At 64.6% G+C, this 20,259-nt stretch carries 18 protein-coding genes, 1 tRNA gene and 2 pseudogenes; 13 read left to right on the top strand and 8 right to left on the bottom strand.

What is annotated here, in order from left to right:
• Position 1: 1 nt before the first annotated feature.
• Entirely contained in the window at positions 2–2,872 is a 2,871-nt protein-coding gene (gene aceE / locus D7D52_RS35250) for a pyruvate dehydrogenase (acetyl-transferring), homodimeric type (RefSeq protein ID WP_120743301.1), read from the bottom strand.
• A gap of 243 nt (positions 2,873–3,115) precedes the next feature.
• On the opposite strand from aceE, the gene D7D52_RS35245 reads away from it, so the two are divergent.
• The 6 genes and pseudogenes from D7D52_RS35245 (at position 3,116) to D7D52_RS40515 (ending at position 6,368) form a co-directional block, all read left to right on the top strand.
• Positions 3,116–3,673, top strand: a complete 558-nt coding sequence (locus tag D7D52_RS35245; RefSeq protein ID WP_246023522.1) for a hypothetical protein — start codon at positions 3,116–3,118, stop codon at positions 3,671–3,673.
• 138 nt (positions 3,674–3,811) lie between these two features.
• Positions 3,812–4,234 (top strand): DUF3052 domain-containing protein, encoded by a 423-nt coding sequence (locus tag D7D52_RS35240; protein ID WP_120744694.1) that lies wholly within the window; start codon positions 3,812–3,814, stop codon positions 4,232–4,234.
• Positions 4,235–4,334: 100 nt separating this feature from the next.
• The gene (locus tag D7D52_RS35235; protein WP_120743300.1) at positions 4,335–4,799 is read left to right on the top strand and encodes a peroxiredoxin; all 465 of its coding nucleotides are present in this window, start codon (positions 4,335–4,337) and stop codon (positions 4,797–4,799) included.
• A 58-nt stretch (positions 4,800–4,857) separates the two neighbouring features.
• Positions 4,858–4,929: transfer RNA gene (locus D7D52_RS35230), tRNA-Val, on the top strand.
• Positions 4,930–5,653: 724 nt separating this feature from the next.
• Positions 5,654–5,758 (top strand): annotated as a pseudogene (locus D7D52_RS35225) (IS5/IS1182 family transposase); the annotation flags it as partial.
• 352 nt (positions 5,759–6,110) lie between these two features.
• Positions 6,111–6,368, top strand: coding sequence for a restriction endonuclease (locus tag D7D52_RS40515; protein ID WP_120743299.1), 258 nt, complete (start codon positions 6,111–6,113; stop codon positions 6,366–6,368).
• A 45-nt stretch (positions 6,369–6,413) separates the two neighbouring features.
• On the opposite strand, the gene D7D52_RS38345 is transcribed toward D7D52_RS40515, so the two are convergent.
• Genes D7D52_RS38345 through D7D52_RS35205 form a run of 3 tightly spaced genes read right to left on the bottom strand, consistent with a single transcriptional unit; the run spans position 6,414 to position 9,615 of the window.
• A complete protein-coding gene (locus tag D7D52_RS38345; RefSeq protein ID WP_162958792.1) occupies positions 6,414–6,833 on the bottom strand; it encodes a hypothetical protein in 420 nt (139 codons plus the stop codon).
• Complete coding sequence (locus tag D7D52_RS38340; protein WP_162958791.1) at positions 6,830–9,265, bottom strand: WXG100 family type VII secretion target; 2,436 nt, start codon at positions 9,263–9,265, stop codon at positions 6,830–6,832. The genes D7D52_RS38345 and D7D52_RS38340 overlap by 4 nt, the downstream gene beginning before the upstream one ends.
• A gap of 44 nt (positions 9,266–9,309) precedes the next feature.
• On the bottom strand, positions 9,310–9,615 hold the full coding sequence (locus D7D52_RS35205; protein WP_120743298.1) for a type VII secretion target: 306 nt from the start codon (positions 9,613–9,615) through the stop codon (positions 9,310–9,312).
• A 150-nt stretch (positions 9,616–9,765) separates the two neighbouring features.
• Here D7D52_RS35205 and D7D52_RS35200 point away from each other — a divergent pair, with 150 nt between their 5' ends.
• Positions 9,766–10,188, top strand: coding sequence for a YbaB/EbfC family nucleoid-associated protein (locus D7D52_RS35200; RefSeq protein ID WP_120743297.1), 423 nt, complete (start codon positions 9,766–9,768; stop codon positions 10,186–10,188).
• 615 nt (positions 10,189–10,803) lie between these two features.
• On the top strand, positions 10,804–11,901 hold the full coding sequence (gene tcmP / locus D7D52_RS35195) for a three-Cys-motif partner protein TcmP (RefSeq protein WP_120743296.1): 1,098 nt from the start codon (positions 10,804–10,806) through the stop codon (positions 11,899–11,901).
• On the opposite strand, the gene D7D52_RS35190 is transcribed toward tcmP, so the two are convergent.
• Together D7D52_RS35190 and D7D52_RS35185 are read right to left on the bottom strand one after the other, a co-directional pair.
• A complete protein-coding gene (locus D7D52_RS35190) occupies positions 11,810–12,556 on the bottom strand; it encodes a DUF5131 family protein (protein WP_120743295.1) in 747 nt (248 codons plus the stop codon). The two genes, tcmP and D7D52_RS35190, sit on opposite strands and share 92 nt — an antisense overlap.
• Positions 12,557–12,835: 279 nt before the next feature.
• The gene (locus tag D7D52_RS35185) at positions 12,836–13,423 is read right to left on the bottom strand and encodes a TetR/AcrR family transcriptional regulator (RefSeq protein ID WP_162958790.1); all 588 of its coding nucleotides are present in this window, start codon (positions 13,421–13,423) and stop codon (positions 12,836–12,838) included.
• A gap of 121 nt (positions 13,424–13,544) precedes the next feature.
• Between D7D52_RS35185 and D7D52_RS35180 the strand changes: the two genes are divergently transcribed.
• Positions 13,545–14,060 (top strand): hypothetical protein, encoded by a 516-nt coding sequence (locus D7D52_RS35180; protein ID WP_162958789.1) that lies wholly within the window; start codon positions 13,545–13,547, stop codon positions 14,058–14,060.
• 191 nt (positions 14,061–14,251) lie between these two features.
• Here D7D52_RS35180 and D7D52_RS40225 read toward each other — a convergent pair.
• Positions 14,252–15,830, bottom strand: a pseudogene (locus tag D7D52_RS40225) (FAD-binding protein).
• A gap of 702 nt (positions 15,831–16,532) precedes the next feature.
• Here D7D52_RS40225 and D7D52_RS35170 point away from each other — a divergent pair.
• From D7D52_RS35170 to D7D52_RS35155, 4 genes are all read left to right on the top strand, one after another.
• Entirely contained in the window at positions 16,533–17,006 is a 474-nt protein-coding gene (locus tag D7D52_RS35170) for a hypothetical protein (RefSeq protein WP_120743292.1), read from the top strand.
• A gap of 91 nt (positions 17,007–17,097) precedes the next feature.
• Entirely contained in the window at positions 17,098–17,706 is a 609-nt protein-coding gene (locus tag D7D52_RS35165; RefSeq protein WP_120743291.1) for a monooxygenase family protein, read from the top strand.
• Between the two features lie 164 nt (positions 17,707–17,870).
• A complete protein-coding gene (locus tag D7D52_RS35160) occupies positions 17,871–18,551 on the top strand; it encodes an arsenate reductase/protein-tyrosine-phosphatase family protein (RefSeq protein WP_120743290.1) in 681 nt (226 codons plus the stop codon).
• 242 nt (positions 18,552–18,793) lie between these two features.
• Positions 18,794–19,111 carry a hypothetical protein gene (locus D7D52_RS35155; RefSeq protein ID WP_246023521.1) on the top strand — a complete coding sequence of 106 codons (318 nt, stop codon included), beginning with the start codon at positions 18,794–18,796 and terminating at the stop codon, positions 19,109–19,111.
• A 226-nt stretch (positions 19,112–19,337) separates the two neighbouring features.
• Here the strand turns inward: D7D52_RS35155 and D7D52_RS35150 are convergent, their stop codons facing one another.
• Positions 19,338–20,249: an acyl-CoA thioesterase gene (locus tag D7D52_RS35150; RefSeq protein WP_120744692.1), complete on the bottom strand. Its 912-nt coding sequence runs from the start codon at positions 20,247–20,249 to the stop codon at positions 19,338–19,340.
• Positions 20,250–20,259 lie beyond the last annotated feature (10 nt).

Genomic DNA, 20,259 nt, shown 5'->3' with positions numbered 1-20,259 from the left:
GTTATGCGTCGCCACCTTCGGTACCGGGTGCCGCCTTCGGCGCGGCGTTCACATCGTCGATGGCGTAGCGGCGGGCCGCCTCGGCCGCGGTGGCCGGTGCGATCTTGCCCTGAGCAGCGAGTCCCTGCAGGGCCGCGACCACGATGGAGGCGGCGTCCACATTGAACACGCGGCGAGCCGCGGGACGCGTGTCGGAGAAACCGAAACCGTCCGTGCCCAAGGTGATGTACTCGCCCGGCACCCACTGGCGGATCTGATCGGGCACCGCGCGGATCCAGTCGGAGGCGGCCACGAAGGGGCCCTGCGCCTGCGACAGCAGCTCGGTGATGTACGGCTGGCCCGGATCCTGGTCGGGGTGACGGAGTTTCGCGATCTCCTTGGCGAGGGCCTCCTTGCGGAGCTCGCCCCACGAGGTCACCGAGTAGACGTCCGCCTGCACGCCCCACTCCTCGGCGAGCATCTCCTGCGCGCGCAGGCCGTCGGGCATGGTGACGCCGGCGACCAGGATGTTGGCGCGCAGATCGCCCGCCCCACCCTGCTTGTAGCGGTAGATCCCCTTGAGCAGGCCCTGCACGTCCAGGTTCTCCGGCTCGGCCGGCTGCACGTACGGCTCGTTGTAGAGGGTGATGTAGTAGAAGATGTCCTCGCCGCCGAATTCGTGATGCGCCGAATGCGATTCCGGGTCGGTGCCCGGCAGCGCCTCCTGATAGCCGCCCTGCGAAAGCCCGCCGCCGTACATGCGGCGCATGCCGTCGCGCACGATGTGGGCGATCTCGAAGGAGAACGCCGGATCGTAGGCGACGCACGCCGGGTTGGTGGACGCCAGCAGCAGCGAGTGACCGTCGTTGTGCTGCAAGCCCTCACCGGTCAGCGTGGTCCGGCCGGCCGTCGCGCCGAGCACGAAACCGCGCGCCATCTGATCCGCCGCCGCCCACAGGCCGTCGCCGGTGCGCTGGAAGCCGAACATCGAATAGAAGATGTAGAGCGGGATCATCGGCTCGCCGTGGGTGGCGTAGGAGGTGCCGACCGCGGTGAAGCTGGAGGTCGAACCGGCCTCGTTGATGCCCTCGTGCAGGATCTGGCCGACGCTCGACTCCTTGTAGGCGAGCATGAGTTCCGCGTCGACCGAGGTGTAGAGCTGGCCGTTGCGGTTGTAGATCTTCAGCGACGGGAACCACGAGTCCATACCGAAGGTGCGGGCCTCGTCGGGGATGATCGGGACGATGCGCTTGCCGATCTCCTTGTCGCGCAACAGTTCCTTCATCAGGCGCACGAAGGCCATGGTGGTGGCCACCGGCTGCTTGCCCGAACCCTTGCGCACCGAACGGTAGGCCTCGTCGCCGGGCAGCGCCAGCGGCTTGGACATGGTGCGACGCTCGGGAAGGTAGCCGCCGAGCTGGCGGCGGCGGTCGAGCATGTACTGGATCTCGGGCGCGTCCTTGCCGGGGGTGTAGTACGGCGGCAGATACGGATTCGCCTCGAGCTCGGCATCGGTGATCGGAATGCGCTGCAGATCGCGGAACGCCTTCAGATCGTCGAGGGTCATCTTCTTCATCTGGTGCGTGGCGTTGCGGGCCTCGAAATGCTTGCCCAGGCCGTAGCCCTTGATGGTCTTGGCGAGAATGACCGTCGGCTGGCCTTTGTGCGCCATGGCCGCGGCGTAGGCGGCGTAGATCTTGCGGTAGTCGTGGCCGCCGCGCTTGAGGTTCCAGACCTCGGAATCCGACAGGCCCTTGACCAGTTCCTTGGTGCGCGGGTCGCGGCCGAAGAAGTGTTCGCGCACGTACGCGCCGTCATTGGCCTTGTAGGTCTGGTAGTCGCCGTCGGGGGTGGTGTTCATCAGGTTGACCAGCGCGCCGTCGCGGTCGGCCTGCAGCAGGGCATCCCATTCGCGGCCCCACACCACCTTGATGACATTCCAGCCGGCGCCGCGGAAGAACGACTCCAGCTCCTGAATGATCTTGCCGTTGCCGCGGACCGGGCCGTCGAGGCGCTGCAGGTTGCAGTTGATGACGAAGGTCAGGTTGTCCAGGCCCTCGTTGGCGGCGACCTGGATCAGGCCGCGCGATTCCGGCTCGTCCATCTCGCCGTCGCCCAGGAACGCCCAAACATGCTGGTCGGACGTGTCTTTGAGGCCGCGGTCGTGCAGGTAGTGGTTGAACCGCGCCTGGTAGATGGCGTTCATCGGGCCCAAACCCATGGAGACCGTGGGGAATTCCCAGAAGTCGGGCATCAAGCGCGGATGCGGGTAGGACGACAGGCCGGCGCCGGGACCGCCGTGGCTGTACTCCTGGCGGAAGCCGTCCATCTGATCCTCGGTCAGGCGGCCCTCGAGGAAGGCGCGGGCGTAGACGCCCGGCGAGGCATGGCCCTGAATGAAGATCTGGTCGCCGCCGCCCGGATGATCCTTGCCGCGGAAGAAGTGGTTGAAGCCGACCTCGTAGAGCGCCGACGAGGACGCGTAGGTCGAAATGTGGCCGCCCACACCGATTCCCGGGCGCTGGGCGCGGTGCACCATGATGGCGGCGTTCCAGCGGATGTAGGCGCGGTAGCGGCGCTCCACCTCCTCGTCGCCCGGGAACCACGGCTCGTTCTCGGTGGGAATGGTGTTGACGTAGTCGGTGGAGGTCAGCGCCGGGATGGCGACGTGGCGTTCACCGGCGCGCTCGAGCAGGCGCAGCATGAGGTAGCGGGCGCGGCCGGGGCCCTCGCGGGTGAGCATTTCGTCGAAGGAGTCGAGCCATTCGCTGGTCTCCTCCGGGTCGATGTCCGGCAGGTATGACGCCACCCCCTCGCGAATCACTCGAACCCGGCCCCCCGCCGGGGATTTGCGGGTCGATCCGTTGGCGGAATTCGACGAAGTCGGGTGCATCAAGTCGGTCAAGACGTTTGCTCCTCGTACACATGGGGTGGGACATCTGGTGTGGCGTCAATACCCCGGGTAGCCGCTGGTCGGCGGCCTACCCGTCAGCAAAGGTTTGGGGCGCATCTCACATCCTTGTCGATGATGCGGCCCAGGTCATCATGTCAGCCGGAAATCCAGTACGGTTGCGCAGGGAACCGCGCCGCGAGCGACGCCCATCCGACACCGCCGGCTGGATCGGGGAGGAACCAAGTGAAGCTGCTGAACCCGCGGGGGTTCGGATTGGTGTGCGCGTCCGGGGCCGTGGCGGTGGGGCTGGTGCTGGCGGGATGTGCGAACACGGTCGAGGGTACCGCGACCGTCGATCAAGCTCAGGTGACGTCCTACAAGGCGGAGGCGGCGACCTCCGCGGCGGCGGCCAGTTCCTCGCGCGCCGCGGCCGCGATCGCCAAGGCGACCGGGGACAATTGCGACGCCTTCCGCAAGGCGGCCACCACCCAGGTCGACCGCTACAACGAATTCGTGGACGCACACGACGGCAGCGCCGGCGACCAGAGCGCCAAGCGGGATGCCGCGGCAACCGCGCTCGAGGACGCCGCGAAGACGGTCGAGACTCAGGTCGCGGCCGCCGGCCCGAACCTGCCGGCCGAACTGTCGGGCAAGTTCACCGACTACGTGGCCGCGGCGCGCGCGTTGGCCGCGGAGATTCGCAAGATGTCGGTGGGGTCGTCGGTGGTGCCGCTCAACGACGGCAGCAAAAAGGTGAACGACGCGCTCACGGCGGTGCGCAACGGCTGTCCGGCCAAGTGAAAGCCCCCTTGTCCGCCCCTCCCCGGCGGTCTCACATACGACATTTAGGGTGCGATTTCGGTCGATCGGCTTGCGCTGAGGGCTTTTACCCTGTTCGCTTGCAACTACCTATTGTCGGGAGTTGAGGAGGACACCACCGTGGTCGCCGCGGCGGACGCGCAGAACTACGCTCAGAAGCTTGGCATTTCACACGACATGGTGGTTCAGGAACTGGGCTGGGACGAAGATACCGATGACGCGCTTCGCGCCGAGATCGAGGAAGCCACCGGTTCCGAGTTACTCGACGAAGACACCGACGAGGTGGTCGACGTCGTGCTGCTGTGGTGGCGCGACGGGGACGGCGACCTGGTGGACGAGTTGCTCAATGTGATCACCCCGCTCGCCGACGACGGCGTGGTCTGGGTGCTCACCCCCAAGACCGGCCAGCCCGGCCATGTCGACCCGAGTGAGATCGCCGAGTCGGCCACCCCCGCGGGCCTCACCTCGACCACACCCGTGTCCTTGGGCACCTGGACGGGCACCAAGCTCACCCAGCCCAAGACGCCCTCCAAGCAACGCTGAGACGCTCCACTAAGGTTTCAGTCAGCCGCAGCGGCACCCGATGGTTTCCCCATCGGGCGCCGCTGCATGCTGAGCACGCACGCAAGGATGGAGGGTAGGTATGCCGCTCGAAGTCGGTACGGTCGCACCGGACTTCACGTTGAAGGACCAGAACAACCAGGAAGTCACCCTGTCGAGCTTCCGCGGTGAGAAGAACGTCCTGATCGTCTTCTACCCCTTGGCCTTCACCGGCATCTGCCAAGGCGAACTCTGCAAAGTCCGCGACGAACTCCCCAAGTTCCAGAACGACAACGCCGAAATCCTCGCCATCTCCGTAGGCCCCCCGCCCACCCACAAGATCTGGGCCGCCGAACAGGGCTACACCTTCCCCCTCCTCTCCGACTTCTGGCCCCACGGCGCAGTGGCCCAAACCTACGGCGTCTTCAACGAAAAATCCGGCTACCCCAACCGCGGCACCTTCGTCGTAGACAAAGACGGCATCATCCGCTTCGCCGAAATGAACGGCCCCGGCGAGCCCCGTGACCAGCAAGCTTGGGAAAAAGCCCTCGCCACACTAGATTCATAACCCGGCGAACCCGGACTCCGGTCCCGTTCCCACCCACCCCGGCCCCGCCGGCGGTTCGGGGCGTATAGCTCAGCGGTAGAGCACTGGTTTTACACACCAGCGGTCGGGGGTTCGATCCCCTCTGCGCCCACCTTTCCAAGGCCATGTCACCCATGGTTTCCATGGGGCAGGTCCACGTCGATGCCGTGTTACGTGGGGCATCGGAGATTTGCTTAATCCTTGCTGAATGTCTGATCGGTTTAGCTTCGACTGGTCTGCTGGCGGCCGGTTCCTAAAGCCTTGCGGGCCTTTGGGATTCGTAGCGAGAATCTGTCTGCACCCCTAGACTCACCGCTGTGAGCGTGCGTCGACCGCCCACGGGGGGATCCCGTGCGAATCGTCCTGAACCGCAGTCCGATTCCGATCGTCAGTCTCCAGCTGGTCAAGGTTCATCCACGCCAGAGCCGAGTCCAACGCGCAGATCGAAGCTGATGGAGTTCGGGCCAGCATGGATCACGGCCATCACCGGCGTAATTGCGGCTGTCGTGACTTTCTTCGCAGGGCGGGAGACCGCGCCCGATTCCGCAGGGCATGCGGCGGCGGCTCTGACCACCGCATCCATCCTTACGACCGCACCGCCCTCGGCCCCGGCCACGTCGGCAAGCGGTGCCACCTTGACCAGTGCAGTGCTACAGGCTGCCCCTGTGGGTGCTGTACTTGTTGAGGGATGTCCAATGGGGGTCACGGAGCCCTTTTCATCTCCAGTGAGATCCGTTGTGGTAGTGGGTGATTGGTGTGGCGTGTCGGCTCCGTGAATGGTGAAGCCCCTGGTAGATCAGCTGTCGACCAAAACTGCTGAGTACCAAGGGCTTCACGTGTTGTTCTACCGTTCCGCGCTGCCGTTGTCACGCCAGACTCTCCACTTCGTGGCCGGGCTGATCCGCCGGCATCGCCGCGCGATCGGCTCGGTCTGGCGCAAGCAGGCGGTCGAGCGGCTGATACCGAAACCTGCGCCCAGCACCGCGATGTCCTCGCGTTTACGGAACCAGGCCAGCACGAACATCGCCTGCCGAAACGGTGTCAGCGCCCGGGCACCGCGGCGGGTGCCCCGGGCTCGCCGTTGGGCGGCCAGCAACCGGGAAACATGGCAGACCAGCTCCCGGGACACGTCGAGCATGGCACGATAGGCGATCACGTGGAGTCCTTCAGGCATCGGAATTCTGTGGGAGAAAACCGGTCTACCTGGGACTCCACGCCCATGACCGGGCAAGTCCCGAAACTCCCGAATGCCCGAAACCCTCAAGCACACACCGAAGTTGATGAGATCACCTCATTGAGTGCAAGCAATACAGCGGAACAGTAGAGGTTGACACAGCACGGGCTCTACTGGGCGTCGTCGCTACCGAACGCGCAACCAGCGGGGTTTTGGTAACTACCGGGAAATGCTCGAAAGGTGTGCGCAGCCTAGCAGAAAGTGATGACAGGCTCGACTTCGTCGATGGCGAAAAGCTTGGCCTGTTACTAAATCAGCACTTCGGAACGGAGTGGCGCAGGCGATTGATAAGGCTGTCCACACTCAAATCGAATTGAGTTGCTCTAGCGTGGATGCAGAGCACCCTCAAGGCCCACGAGTTTCTATTTGGGCGGATACGTCGCCGCAACGGACGACTGGTGAGCAGCAAATTTTTCTTCCCATTCCTGCTGATAGAAATCATGCGGAATGAGAGCACGCTTTGCTTCGTCGAATGTAGTCATGTTGTGGTTGATAACATCCATATCCGGCTGTCCACTGGAATCGAAGAATTTACGCGTCTCCCCGGTACGTCCGTTGGGGTAGTTGTTGAATTTTTCGAAAATGCCCGGATCGATCTTCGCGTAGTCGACGACTATGCTTGCCTCGTCCACGTACGGGTTATATCGGGGTGCGGCGGATGGTTGCACGGTTGTGCTGGCAGCTTGGTGGGACGATTCTCCGGGCGAGCAGGCGGCGGCCAGGAACACCACTCCGAGCACCGCAACGAAGATCGATATCGCCTTGACGGCGGTCCGTCTCATTTTGGTCCATCCTTCTGTGGGATAATGTCCGGGTTCGCGAGTCCGGCCCTTTGGTCTTCGTGATAGTCGATGAAAGTGTTTCGCCCGATTATATTCTTCTTCGCCTCGTCGAAAGCAGTCTGGTTGTGTTCGATGACGTCCATGTCGGGTCGGCCTTGGGAGTCGAAGAACTGGTAGGTGCGGCCGTTGTATTCGTAGTTGTTGAATCGGTCGAAGGTGTCGTGGTGGACCGAGTTGTAGCCGTTGATGATGTTGGCGTCCTGCAGGAAGGTGTTGTTACCATCGACGCGGGTGACCGGTGCGAGATCTTTGTTCCAGTGGGTTGCGGCCTGGTCGATCCCGTACGTATCCGGCGACTTGATGTCGGCCTTGATGATGGGGTCGAGGACGTTGGCCGCACTGGACACCAGACCACCCGGGGATACGGGAAGGTCTCCAGAGCTGATGGCACCGCCGGTGGAAATGATCCCGGTGACGATGTCAGCGATCTCCGTTTTTCGGTTGTACGCAGCGGAGGCCGCGTCGCCGGCGTTGTCGTGATCGATTTTGATCAGGGTCGACAGCTCGTCGTCGAGGCCGTTTTTCATGGCCCCAGTGAGTTGCCCCTGCTCGTAGGCCCTATGGGGGTCGGTTCCGGCGCCGTAGGCGAAGTCGAGTTGCCCGGCCAGGTGTGCGGCAGCGTTGTTGAATTCCTTGGCGGCATCCGGGTTTGAGTCGATCACCTTGAATAGGTTCGATAGGTCGCCGGGGGTGTGGTTGAGCTGATTGCCGTGTGCGTCGGGGCTACCGTCGGTGCTGCCAGCGGTATCGAGGTTGCCGCAGTAGTGGTTGATTTTCAGGTCGGGGTCGCTGACTCCGGCAAGGTTCGGGATGTAAGGCTCAAGGGATTTCGCGACGACCTGACTCAGGCCCGGGTTCAGTTCGCCGAAGGAGGCGTGGCCGGCGGCGCCGGGCACGTCGTGGGACAGCGTGGCTTCGTTGTGGGCGATGATCGTGGCCAGCGATTGAGCTGATTCTCCTGCTCGCTGCTGTTGGAATTGGTTGGCTGCGCCGGCGTCGTCGCCGATGTACTTGAACATGTTTTCTGCGCCGTGCTGGTCCGGTGACCATTGGTGTTGCAGGATGTCCACGATGTGATCGTTGGCGTTGTAATGGCCCCCGGGGGTGCAGGTTAGGTCCATCCGGGTTGCGGCCGCGCGGGCGTCGGGGTTGGAGCTGTTTGCGTCGGCGATGAGGGCGTCACGAACGGCGGTGTGGTCACCGGAGGCGTTTTGCAGGAAAGTATCGGCGAGTTTGGGGGTGAGTTGGCTCATCCCCTTGTCGCTGGGGTGCAATGCCGCAATTTCGGCGCCTTGCTTGATCATGGCGCGGTTGATGTCGCTGCCCTGAATGGTGTTGTCGCCCTTGCTCATCAGGTCACCGAGCGCCGCCATGGACGACTGCACTTTGTTTGCGTCGTAGCTGGACATGTCGACACTGCTGTATTGGTTCGCGACGGTCGTGGTCTTGGCGAGCACGGACGGGTCCTCAGTGAGGGCCTTCTGAACATCCTTGGGCAGCTGTGAAATTCCACCGGTGTACTTGCCGTCGGGGCTGTGCACCTGAGGGTTGGATACGATGCGGAAATCGTTGGCGATGTCCGCTTGCACCTGATCGTGCCCGTTTCCTTTGAGATTGCTGCCCAGCTGGTCGATGTCCTCATTGGACATGTCGTTCATGCCCTGGGTGAAGGCTTGGACATACGGGTATTGGGCAAGGCTGATCGAGTCGCCGTTGTTCAGGTCCTGCTTGTCTTGATCGGACAGCGTGGTAGCCATGCGGATTCGCGCCAGGGTCGCATCGTCGGCAGTGCCGTCCTTGACTGCCTGGAGATCCTTCTTCGCCTGATCGGCGGTGAGCTGATCGAGCTGATCGGTGCTTGGCTGCTGGATCTGGGTGGTGGTCAGGTTGGCGAAGGCGTTGTTGACCGCGGTCATCGCGTTGTCGTCCGCGGTGCCGCAATCGACTAGCGCGGCCTGGATTGCCTTCTGGTACTCCTCCGCCTGCGACACGATCCCCGCTTTCGGGGCTTGCGCGTTATCCGCACCGGCGAGTTGGAGCATCATGCGCATGTAGTCGTTGGGCTTCACCTCGCCGGTGTCGTAGTTGACGATGTAGCCCTTACCTTCGGCGGTAGTGACCTGGTTCAGCAGTGCGGTCTTGGCAGCGTCGATAGCGGTGGCGCCACTGCGCGCGGCGGTGGCCCCGTTCTCCAGGGCGGTCTTGACCGTCTTTGCGTCGCCGTGGATTTCGTCGTGCCGGTCGCGCATCGAGTCCCCGGCATCACCGATCCAGTAGTGATGGGAGCCGTCGACCGAGCGTGCCGCCGCGTCCAGGGTGTCACCGAGGGTCTTCGCCTTCTGCTCCCACTCACCGGCCTGGGTATTCAGCACGCCCGGATCTCACGCCTTCACCTGCGCGATGGTCGGCGTACCCATCAGATCAAGTCCTCCAGGTTGGTGAACTTGTCGACCGAGACATCCTCGTTGGCGTCGTAGGCGCCGGCGCCATTGTGGGCATGGATGTGCAGTGCGTCGTAGTGGCCGGAGACGGCGGTGAACGCCCCGCCGACCGCGGTCGCCACCGCCGCGCAGGCCCCGCCGACCGCCGTGTCACCCAGGCCGGTGGTGATCTGGTCGGCCGAATCGTGGTCGGTCATTCCTCCGAGCGTGGTCGAGGCATCCTTGAACCCGGAAGCCAAGGCGCGCACGCGTTCCGGATCCACATCCAGCCATCCACCCATGACCGTGACCCCCTCTTGTCGCCGACGCTGAACAGTCGGTGCGAGTGATGATACAAACTTAGTTGCGCGTACTTTATAACGCCATTCAGAGATGCTGCGCCCTCTCCACGAGGTCGGCAGCCAGGACCAGCGAGTAGGGGAACTCTCACTATGGCTGATCACATTCCTGCGCGTCACCGCTCAGTGCTGGATGCGGTCGCCGAGGACACCGAACGTCTGCAGGAAGCGATCCGGACCCGTACCGTCACCGCGACCTCCGCCGATGGCCGGATCACCGTGGCAGTCAGCGCCGATGGCACTGTCCACGACTGGCGCATCACCGGCGCCGACGATCACACCACCCGACTTGTGGCAAGTCTGCTGGAGTTGATCGGGCAAGCGCAGGGCACCGCGCAGAAGTCCATCCGAATCGAACTCGACGCGATCGACGATCGAGAGGAAGTCCGAGCCGCTACCGATGCCGTCCGCGATGCTCTCGCTCAAGCCGTCCCGCCAACGACGTCCGCTCAGTGCGACGACACCTGGGATTACGACTACGAATCCCGCGGCAAATCCCGTATCGCCGCAGACTGAGACGCGGCAAGTTCATCGAGGCTGCAGGCGACGTGGTTCTCAAGGGCCCGACCCGTACCGCCGAGACTCCGGGACCGCTGGACGAGGCGGCCTATGATGGCGGGCAGCACCACGCTCAAGCTGAAATCCGTACGCTGCGGGACAATTCGCTGGCTAGGCTGCGGGGTGCGCCTGCGGAGGTGTGATTACGTCCAACGGTCTTGATCGTAAGCCTTGACGTTACTGCCCACCAGTCGTTCGACCTCGGCCATTCGGTCGGGGAACGGGTGCCAGCCCGCGTCGTCCCACTCGGCGACCGATAATGGACAGTGTCGGCAGCGGTCCCGGTAGAACAATTTCCAAGGTCCGCGCCAAATCCGCATGACAGGGTTGCTGACCATGAGACCGCTTCCGTAGCTTTCACCGCCCCACGCTGGGCCGATCACCTTGCCTCACGCCCTGGCCAGAACCATACGGCCCCAGTGCATCCCGCCCTGTACCACGAGGCACGAGATCAATAGTCTTGCCTGCCAGGCCAATTCGTACCATTCGCGCAATACGGACAAGAAGAGCGCCCTATTCTGAGAAAGTCGGGCAGGGCTCGGCCCCGGCCCGCAGGGGTGGCAGGAGGCCGGTATGGCGCGCCAGTGGTCCTATTGGACCAGCAACAAGCTGCAGATCCTCGGCGACTACGTGGACCGGTTCAACCTGGCATCCAAGTCCTCGACTGAGCGGATCTACCTCGATCTGATGGCTGGTCAGCCGGAGAACATCGAACGGCATACCGGGGAGCTCATCGACGGATCCCCGCGACGAGTTCTGGCTGCTGAGCATGGATTTACCCGGCATGTGTTCTTCGAACTTCCCGAGAATGCCGCCATGCTGGAGGAATCACTGCGGAAAGACTTTCCGGACAAAAAGTTCCGGGTCGTGCCCGGGGACTGCAATGAGACCATCGACGGCGTTCTGGCGGAGTTGATGCCCTTCAACCGCGCGCCCACGTTCGCCTTCATTGATCAGCAAGCGGCGGAGGTGGATTGGACGACCATCGTCAAGATCGCCCAGTTCAAGTCGACGCTCGCGAAGACCAAGGCGGAACTGTGGCTGCTCGTCTCACCGGTGTTCACCCTGCGCGGAATCCGGGGCACCAGCAGCGAGCGGTTCCGGGAACGAGTCACGCGGTTCTACGGCACCACGAAGTGGGAAATCATCCAGCGCGCCCTGGATGCGAACGCCATCACGACGAACCAGTACCGGGACGAGATGACCAACCTTATTCGGTTTCGTCTCGCTGAACACCTGGGATATCTTCACACTCATCGGATCCCGATGCGCATGACCAATGGGACGACCATCTATGACATGGTTTTCGCGACCGATCATGACGCTGGCGACCGGATCATGCGCCACCTGTACAAGCATGCGGCCGAGCGCGAACCGCGCATGATGGCCGAGGCCCGGCGCTACGCGAGGATGCAGAAAGAAGAGAAGTCCGGGCAGTTGTCATTCTTCGAGCCGCCCGCCGTGCCGGTGCCGACGGTCAGCGGAGATGTCCTGTGGCAGCCGACACCGCACTGGTGGCCGTCGAGTCGGCCATGGTGGGCTGAGTTCAGCACCAGCACCAGCCCTCGTCCTGGGCAGGTCAGCGAGCGGCCAACTGTGGCATACCATCCCACAGCCGACCGTCGAGCTCGCGGCCCATCGCCTTCGGCGTCCGACCGCCCCACTGCTTGAAGAAGAACGGGATCCCCGCGCCGCCGCACGCGTCGCGAATGTTCCGCACCCAATTCGGGTCCATCGGGCGGTGACCGATGCCGGACTCCCCGCCAGCGATCACCCAACCGATGCCGTCCAAGACCAGGCTGTCCAGCGGGCCAAGGAGCGGCTCGCATGACAGAAATCGAACCGCGGCCGGGACCTCTCGCAGATGTTCCACCCGGTCGAGGTGGTCGGCGTTCTCGACCGAGACCCCCATCCACACATTAGTTGGCCATTCCAGCTGGTCCGCAACGCGCCGCAGCCGCAACGCGCGCTTGGTGAGTATCTGGTAGGTGTGCTGCGGAGTCTCGCGCATGACATCGAAGACATCACGGATGTAGCCGACCGGCACCCTCGCGTGGAAAAGGTCGGACATTGAGTTCACGAACACCACTCGCGATGTCCGCCAGCGACGCGGCACATCGAGCGCACGAGGGTGAAGCGTCACACCGAAACCTGGGCCGGAGGTCCGCGGATCGCCGTCCTGCTGGTATTTTTCGGCTCCCATGGACTTGAGCCGCTTTGCCAGCACCATGGCGTAGCAGCGGTCGCAACCGGTCGATACGCGGTCGCAGCCCGTCACCGGATTCCACGTCGCCTCAGTCCATTCGATCGATGACTTGTCCGACACGGCGCCTCCTTCCGGTCGATATCGACCGTAGTCTTTATTACGACTGTTCGTAGTGGACACGGGCAAGGGTGTGCGCTGAAGCCATGCGGCACAACATCTGTCAGACCGGCCGTTTGGTCATTCTGGGTGGGACGACCGATGAGGTCAGGACGGTGACCGTGCACCTCACCTACCGGCGGCCGCCTTCACCGTGGCAGGGCGCAAGGATCGATACTGAAATCCGTCCGCTGAGGGACAATTCGCTGACCGAGGCGGAGTGCGCATCCACGGATACCGGTGTCAGGGGATGAGCGTCATTGCGACCGCTCGGATTCGTGCGTTTCGATCATGGGGTAGCGATCCCGGTCCAGCGAGGTACTCGGTCCAGGCCTGCAATTGTGCTGCGCCGCAGAACATCAGGGCCGTGGCCCAGGTGTCGGTATCGGGTGAAAGGGCGCCTGTCGCCTGCCAGGTGTTCAAATACGTGGCCATGATCTCCGTGGCCAGTTGTGGTCCGGTGTCCTGGGCGGTGTTCGTCGCTCGATAGGCGTCGAGAAGCGTGGCATCGGCGACGGCGCCGGCGACGAGCGGCAGCGACGCCGTGTAGTAGTCGATTGCCTTGTCGCCGACCGCGATCAGCGCGGCCCGCAAGTCGTCCCGATGAGGGGTCGCTGGCGTGAGAGCGGCGCGCCAGGCGGCGAGTTCGGGAAGTTCGCTCGACAGCAGCGCGGTGAGTAGGCCGAGTTTGCCGCCGAAGTTCTTGGTGATCGAACCCTCCGCAGCGTCCGCGGCCATGGCGATTTCACGCGTGGTGAGGCGCGCAATGCCCTTCTCGCGCAGCAGTTGTGCAGCGGCATCGAGGATCCGCTGCCGGGCCGGTGTTGCCATCGGTGATCTCCCTCGGTCGGCGCTGCCCCACCCGTTGACAAGAGAGGTGAGCGCGCACCATAGTAACGCCATCGCAGAATGACGTGAGTGCGCACCGCACTTTGCTGCTCGGGAGGAACACATGAACATCAACGCCGCTGACACTCTTATCAACGTCGGCCTCACCGGAGCCGAACGCTTCGCGGTCGGTGTCGTCACCGCGGGTGGGTTGATCATGGTTGCTGGAGTTCGGCCGCTACTGCTGGATGCCCAAACACCAGGCACGGCACCGGATATCGCCCTTGCCGTCGAGAAGATCTCGGTCGGTGCGTGGACCCGCTACAACCGCGCTTCCCTGATCGCCAGCATTGCCCTCGTCGTGATCGACGTTACAAGACTGGCGTCGGGGGCCTGCGCGGTCGCTGCGGTCTATCTGGTCGGCGCACTCGTGATGGCAACGATTCTCACCGTCAAGCTTCGCGTCGATGCCACACTCGCCGCACGTATCGCCGGCGGTGCGGACAGTGTCCGAGGCGCCGCCACGGACGGTTCGCGCCGCAATGCCGATCTCGAGCGGACTCACGCACTCGTCGAGCGACTCTCGGTTCCCCTGCTCCTCATCGCGGTGCTGCTTGCACTGCTGCCAGTCTTGCACTGAGCCGAAAAGTTGTCGGCTCATTGGCCTTCCACGAGGCGCCGTGGCCGGTTGGAACGTCGCGACACATGCAGTAGGACTGTGTGTGGCCGTGCAGGAGGGCCGTCCCGGGGATTGCCGGGGCGGCCCTTCTTTGTGTCAGGGCCTTTGATTCGGTGGGATGGGTTGGGGTGGAGGGGGTTTGGGGCGAGGGGTTAGATGGTGTTGGCGGCTATGTAGGCGAAGGTCATGGTGGAGCCGGCGCCGGCGTAGCCGTGGCCCATGACGGCGCTGGAGCAGTTGCCAGCGGCGAAGAGGCCGGGGATGGGTTGGGCGGTGGGGGTGAGGACTCGGGCGGCGGCGTCGGTGAGCATGCCGCCCTTGGTGCCTAGGTCGCCGGGTCGATTTTGCAGGCGTAGAAGGGTGGGACGAGGAGGGGGGCCAGGCAGGAGTTGGGGTGGATGCCGGGGTCGGTGAAGTAGTGGTCGTAGTGGGAGTTGCCGCGTTTGAAGTCGGTGTCGGTGCCGGAGACGGCGAAGCCGTTGAAGCGGGTGTAGGTGTTCCAGAAGGTGGTGCGGTCGACGCAGATCGCGTTGGCCAGGCCCGGGATGGTGGCGGATTTGAAGACCGCGCCGGAGCTGTACCAGCTGTCGGGGAACGGGAGGGTGGGGGCGATGTCCTTGAACAGGTAGCGGTTTCGGTAGTCCTGGTCGAAGATCAGCCAGCAGGGGATGTCGGGGTGGGCGGCGTTCTGCTTGTACATGGAATGCACGACGTCGCTGTAGGGCGCGGCCTCGTTCACGAAGCGATTGCCGGCCTGGTTGACGATGTAGCTGCCGGGCAGGGTGCGTTCGGCCAGGCAGAAATACGGTTCGTCCGGCAGCGGGATGGCCGGACCCCACCAGGCGTCGTCCATCAGCGAAACCTGTGCGCCCGCGGCGATTCCGGCCAGAATCCCGTCACCGGTATTGGCGGCGGCGCCGACGGTCCAGTTGGTGCCGATGGGCTGCTGCTGATACTGGTTGCGCATCGCGGCATTGTGTTCGAACCCGCCCGAGCACACGATGACCCCGCGGTTGGCGTTGATGTTCGTGGCCACCCGTCGCGGGTGACGGTCACCCCGGTCACCTTGCCGGAAGGGTCGTGCAGCAGCGCGGTCAGCGGCGTGTTCAGCCAGACCGGAACCTTGGCCTGCGCCAGGCCCGCGCGCAGCCCGCCCGCCAGCGCCTGCCCCATGGTGAGCGGGGTCTGCCACTTGGCGACGGCTTCGGTATACCGGGTCACGGTTTTCGCCGAGACGGCCGCGCCCTGAGCGTTCACCGCGGCGATGTTCAGCCAGCGATATTCCTGGCTGAAGATCGAAACCCCTTTGGGGGTGGGGATATACGCCGGATTGAGGTTGGCGAGCTCGGCCCCGAGCAGTTTGCCGTCGAACAGGTCCGGTTCGATGGACCGGCCGTTGGGCATGCCGCCCGGCAGCTCCGGGTAGTAGTCCGAATACCCGTCCATCCAAATGAATTTCGACGGACTGTTGGCCATGACGAAGTCGAGCATCTTCGGCCCGTTGGCCAGGAAGGCGGCCTTGCGGTCGGCCGGCACCTCCGATCCCACCACGGCATCGAGGTATTGGGCCGCCTTCGCGGGGGTGTCGGGCACACCGGCGGCCAGGATCACGGAATTGTTCGGAAGCCAGATGCCGGCACCGGATCTGGCGGCCGAACCGCCGAACACCGCGGCCTTCTCCACGACGAGCACGGAGAGGCCGCGCTTGGCCGCGGTCAGCGCGGCGGTCATGCCGGCCGCGCCGCAGCCGACGACCACTACGTCGTAGGCGGCGGTGTCGGCGCGGGCCAGATTGGGCAGGATGGCGACGCCCGCGAGGGCGCCCAGCGCCCCGCCGAGGACCTGCCACCGAGTGGGTTTCATGGATTCAGGCATGGAACAGCCCTTTCGAAGCTGCGGGCCGGAAGACGACCGGGTGCGGGCACGGCCGCGGACACCGATCGGGTGACATGTGGCGGCCCGAGGTGGAACAGTGCGTGGCTCACGCACGCGGCGAAGCACCGCCGAAGCGGCGATCCTGGTGCGCTACTGGGGAGTAGCGTTAAGCTGACCCGGGCAAAAACAATGGCGCGCCGAATCCACGGTTGGCAGACCCTGGACTCGGCGCGACATCGTTTGGCTAACCACCCGCATAACGGGCGGGTGGTTGGCTGCCTCCAGTCGAAAACTCCCGGCGAAAAAACGGTCGCTGGCCACCTCCTCCTTCGCGGTCACGCCCGGAGCGGTGAACTACGGCGAATTCCTCAGCGCACGAAGCACTCTCGTCGGCCTTCCGGCTTCGCTCGAAACCGGATCGGCTGGTTCAGGGGAGTGTAGGGGCCCGCGCTCCCCCGCGCCAGCATTTGACCGATAGACGTTTCGCATTTTGCCGCGCGGACGCGCACCGTCGCGCATCATCGTGTCTCGAAGCGTCGAGAGCCCCGTGGAGGTTGCATGCGAATCCCGATGACCGCCAGCGGCATACGCACCGGCATCGCCCTGGGCGCGCTGACGGCGGCGCTGACGACGGGCTGCGCGGCATCGACGAGCGGGACCGCCACGCCCGCACCCAACACCGATCGAGCGAGCACGACGGGACCCATGACCACCTCCGCGGCGAGCGCGCCGACACCCAAGCCGGGTTTACCCGCCGCCCGCAACGGAACCGATCTGGATGCCTGCGCCGACGGCAATTGCGAAATCCAGGTCGACGGGCCGACCACGATCCCCACCCCCGGACTGCCGCGCATCGGCGGATCGGTCACGATCCAGCAGATCTCCGCGCAAGCCGTGACCGCCGCGGCGAAGGTGTTCGGATTTCCGGCCGCGAGCACCGCGCCCGCGGGCGGCACCCTGTTCCTCAACGGGCTCACCATCAAGGTGGTGGCGGTGCAGGGAAGTTCGGCGGTGCTGCGGCTCAGTACGTAGGCTGAAGTCCTGAACCGGTGAGGACCTTCGAACCGGATTCGGGGGTGGGACGTAGGTCCGCACGAGGGTGCCGAGCGTGCGGAGGTCACGGATGCGGGTGCAGAGAGTTACCGCGGATCTGGCGGAGTATCCGGATCTGGTGGTGATATTGCTCGGCATGCGGGTGCGCACGCCGCGGGGAATTCTGCGACTGCTCGGGGTGGGGCCGAAGTTGTATCGGTCGCAGCGGGATCGGCCGGACGGGCTTTTGTCGCACGAGGATGTGGTGTGGTCGCTGTGGCCGCCGCATTGGGGCGCGCGGCAGTATTGGCGCGATTTGGAGAGCCTGGAACGGTGGACCCGTTCGGAACCGCACCGCGTGTGGTGGCAGGAATTCCTGCGGGATTCCGGCGGGACCGGATTCTGGCACGAGGCCTATTTCGCCAGGGGCGGAATCGATTCCGTGTACGACGATATGGCCGCCCCCACCGGGCTGACCCGCTTCGCGCGGACCGTCCCAGCTCGCGGGCGGTTGTTCTCGACTCGCGGGCGGGTGCGCGAGGCGGCCGCCGGGCCATGCTGTCCCGAATCCGAGCCGACGGCGTCCGCGGTCGCGCCCGTGGTGACGGAATCCGCGCTCTACGAAACGAATTCGGGCGATACCTGTTCGGCTATTGATTTCCCGGAGACGGCCGGGCATGCTCACTTGCCGGGGCATTGAGCTCACTTACCGGGGCATTGACTCGGCATCGAGCCGACGTTTCGGTAAACGGAAATCGACATCGGATGAGCGACATTCGACCGGGCGATGAACATCGCGGTTCAAACCTGTGATTCGGTCACGGAAGTGTTTCGAAGAGACAACGGCGGGCATAGGTTATCGGCATGCATGTGCTGTTCGTGTGCAGCGGAAATGTTTGCCGATCCGTCATCGCCGAACGCCTCACCCTGGCGGTGGCCGCTGAACACGGACTACAGGAGCTATCCGCCGAGAGTGCCGGCGTGCGCGCCCTCGTCGGATTCCCGGTGGAACCCCTTGCCGCACAAACGATCGTGGGTCTGGGCGGCAACGCCGACAACTTCAAGGCGCGCCGGCTCAAGGCGGACATGGTGCATCGCGCCGATCTGGTGCTCACCATGACCGACAAGATTCGCGACCAGGTGCGCGACCTGGTGCCCGAGGCGCTGCCGCGCACCTTCACCCTGCTCGAGGCGTACCGGATCGCGAAGGTCAGCGGCGCGCGCAGCGTCGTCGGATTGCATGCCGCGCGCGACGATCTCGCCTATGTCGGGCGGGAGAACATCGCCGATCCGGTCGGTCTGTCGCCGCAACAATATTGCGATGTCGGCGACCGCATCGCCGAGGCGCTGGTGCCGCTGCTGCTGGCGCTGCACGCGCATCAGCAGGCGACCCCGCATCCGCGCGGCGGCGACGGGCAGCCGTCACTGCTGGTGATCGACGGCGGACGGCGTGAATCGGGCAGGCGCGCCGAACATCCCAAATCGGTCGAATATTCGCGGCAGGCAGGGCAACCGGCCCACCACGCGGCGGAATCAGCCGGATAGCAGGCGATCCCGGCGGCGTCGATCGGTCCGAATCCCCGCGTGTCAATACTCCTTGCTGCCGGGTTGGTCCGGTAAGGGATTACACTCGCGCGCGGAACATCTTCCAGTTCCGCCGAACGCCACTGCCGGTGGTTCGACACAAGAACAGGACCAAGGACATGCCGAAGCGAATTTCGGATGTTTCGCTCCATGTTTACGTGACACCTCACGCCCTGCATCGCGTCACCGAGACCGTGTGCCGCGTGGTCGATGAATATGTCGCCGATCGAGATATCTTCGCGTGGCGCTTCACCTTGCCGGTGGAGTGCGACGAACCCACCCACACCGTGCTCGAAACCCAGTGGCGGCTGGATCATCCCGCCGCCGAGCCGGGTGAGCGGCGCACCTACGAGATCGCGCTCAGCCTCGTCGGCGAGGCGCGTCAACTAACCAAGGCGGGCATCGCCAAGCTCGAACAGCGGTTGGTGCTGGAGTTGTCCGCCGACGAGCCGATCCCCTACATCGTGCACGCCCTGCAGCGGGAGAACTTCGACCTCGAAGAGAACCGAGAGTTGATCTAACTCTCAGGGCTCTCAGGGGTTCCCCCTGAAACCCCGGAGCATTTCGGGGCTCCGCCCCGGACCCCGGAGCACGTTCAGGGCTCCGCCCTGGACCCCGCCGCTTCGGGATTTACCCCGGACCCCGCCGCTTCGGATTTCACCCGAACGCCGCGTCGGAGTTTTCGCCCCGACTGCGTCATCGGGCCGCACCCCTTTGGGGCACGGCCCGATTGGTCCTGCGCCGTTGTCAGCCGCGGGCCGGGAAGTGGCGGATTACGCCTTCCTGGACGGTGGTGGCGAGGAGGTCGCCGGTTTGGGCGTAGAAGTGGCCGCGGGCGAGGCCGCGGGAGCCGGCGGCTACCGGGGACTCGGTGGCGTAGAGGGACCAGTCGTCGAAGCGGAAGGGGCGGTGGAACCAGATGGAGTGGTTGACCGTGGCCGCGATGATGCGGTCGAAGCCCCAGGACAGGCCGTGGGTGGTGATGATGGAGTCCAGCACCGTGGTGTCGGACGAATACGCCAGCGCCGCAACGTGAATCAGCGGGTCGTCGGGCAGGGCGCCGTCGGTGCGCATCCAGACCCGGTTGTGGCCGAGGCTCTCGCCCTTGCCCTTGAGGATCCAGGCCGGGTCGTTCGTGTACCGCATCTCGATGGGATGCGGTGCGTTGATGAACATCTGGAGCTTGTCCTCCATGCCCGCGAACGACTCCTCCACGCGCGGAAGGTCTTCCGGGCCCGGGACGTCGGGCAGGGGCGCGCCGTGCTCGAGCCCCCTGCCCCAGTCCTGGAAGGCGGCGAGCATGACGAACAGCTCCTGCCCGTCCTGGTAGGCCGTCACCGTGCGGTTGGCGATGGAACGTCCGTCCCGATGCCGATCGACGTGATATTCGATCGGCGCCTTGGGATCTCCGCCGCGCACGAAATGCGCGTTGACCGCGTGGATCGGGCGTTCCGGGCCCACCGTGCGGCCCGCGGCGATGATCGCCTGGGCCACCAGCTGGCCGCCGAACGTACGGCTCCATACCTTCTCCGGATGGTGACCGAGGAAGATGTCGGGGCCGTTCTCCTCGAGATCGAGCAGGCGCAGCAGCTCCCGCAGATCGTCGGATCGACCGGGCCCCTCGGGGTCCGCGACGACGTCCGAAGACGTCTCGTCCAGCGACGCACTC

The sequence above is a fragment of the Nocardia yunnanensis genome (genome assembly GCF_003626895.1).
Taxonomy (GTDB): Bacteria; Actinomycetota; Actinomycetes; order Mycobacteriales; family Mycobacteriaceae; genus Nocardia; species Nocardia yunnanensis.
This window is presented reverse-complemented; position numbering and strand designations above follow the sequence as displayed.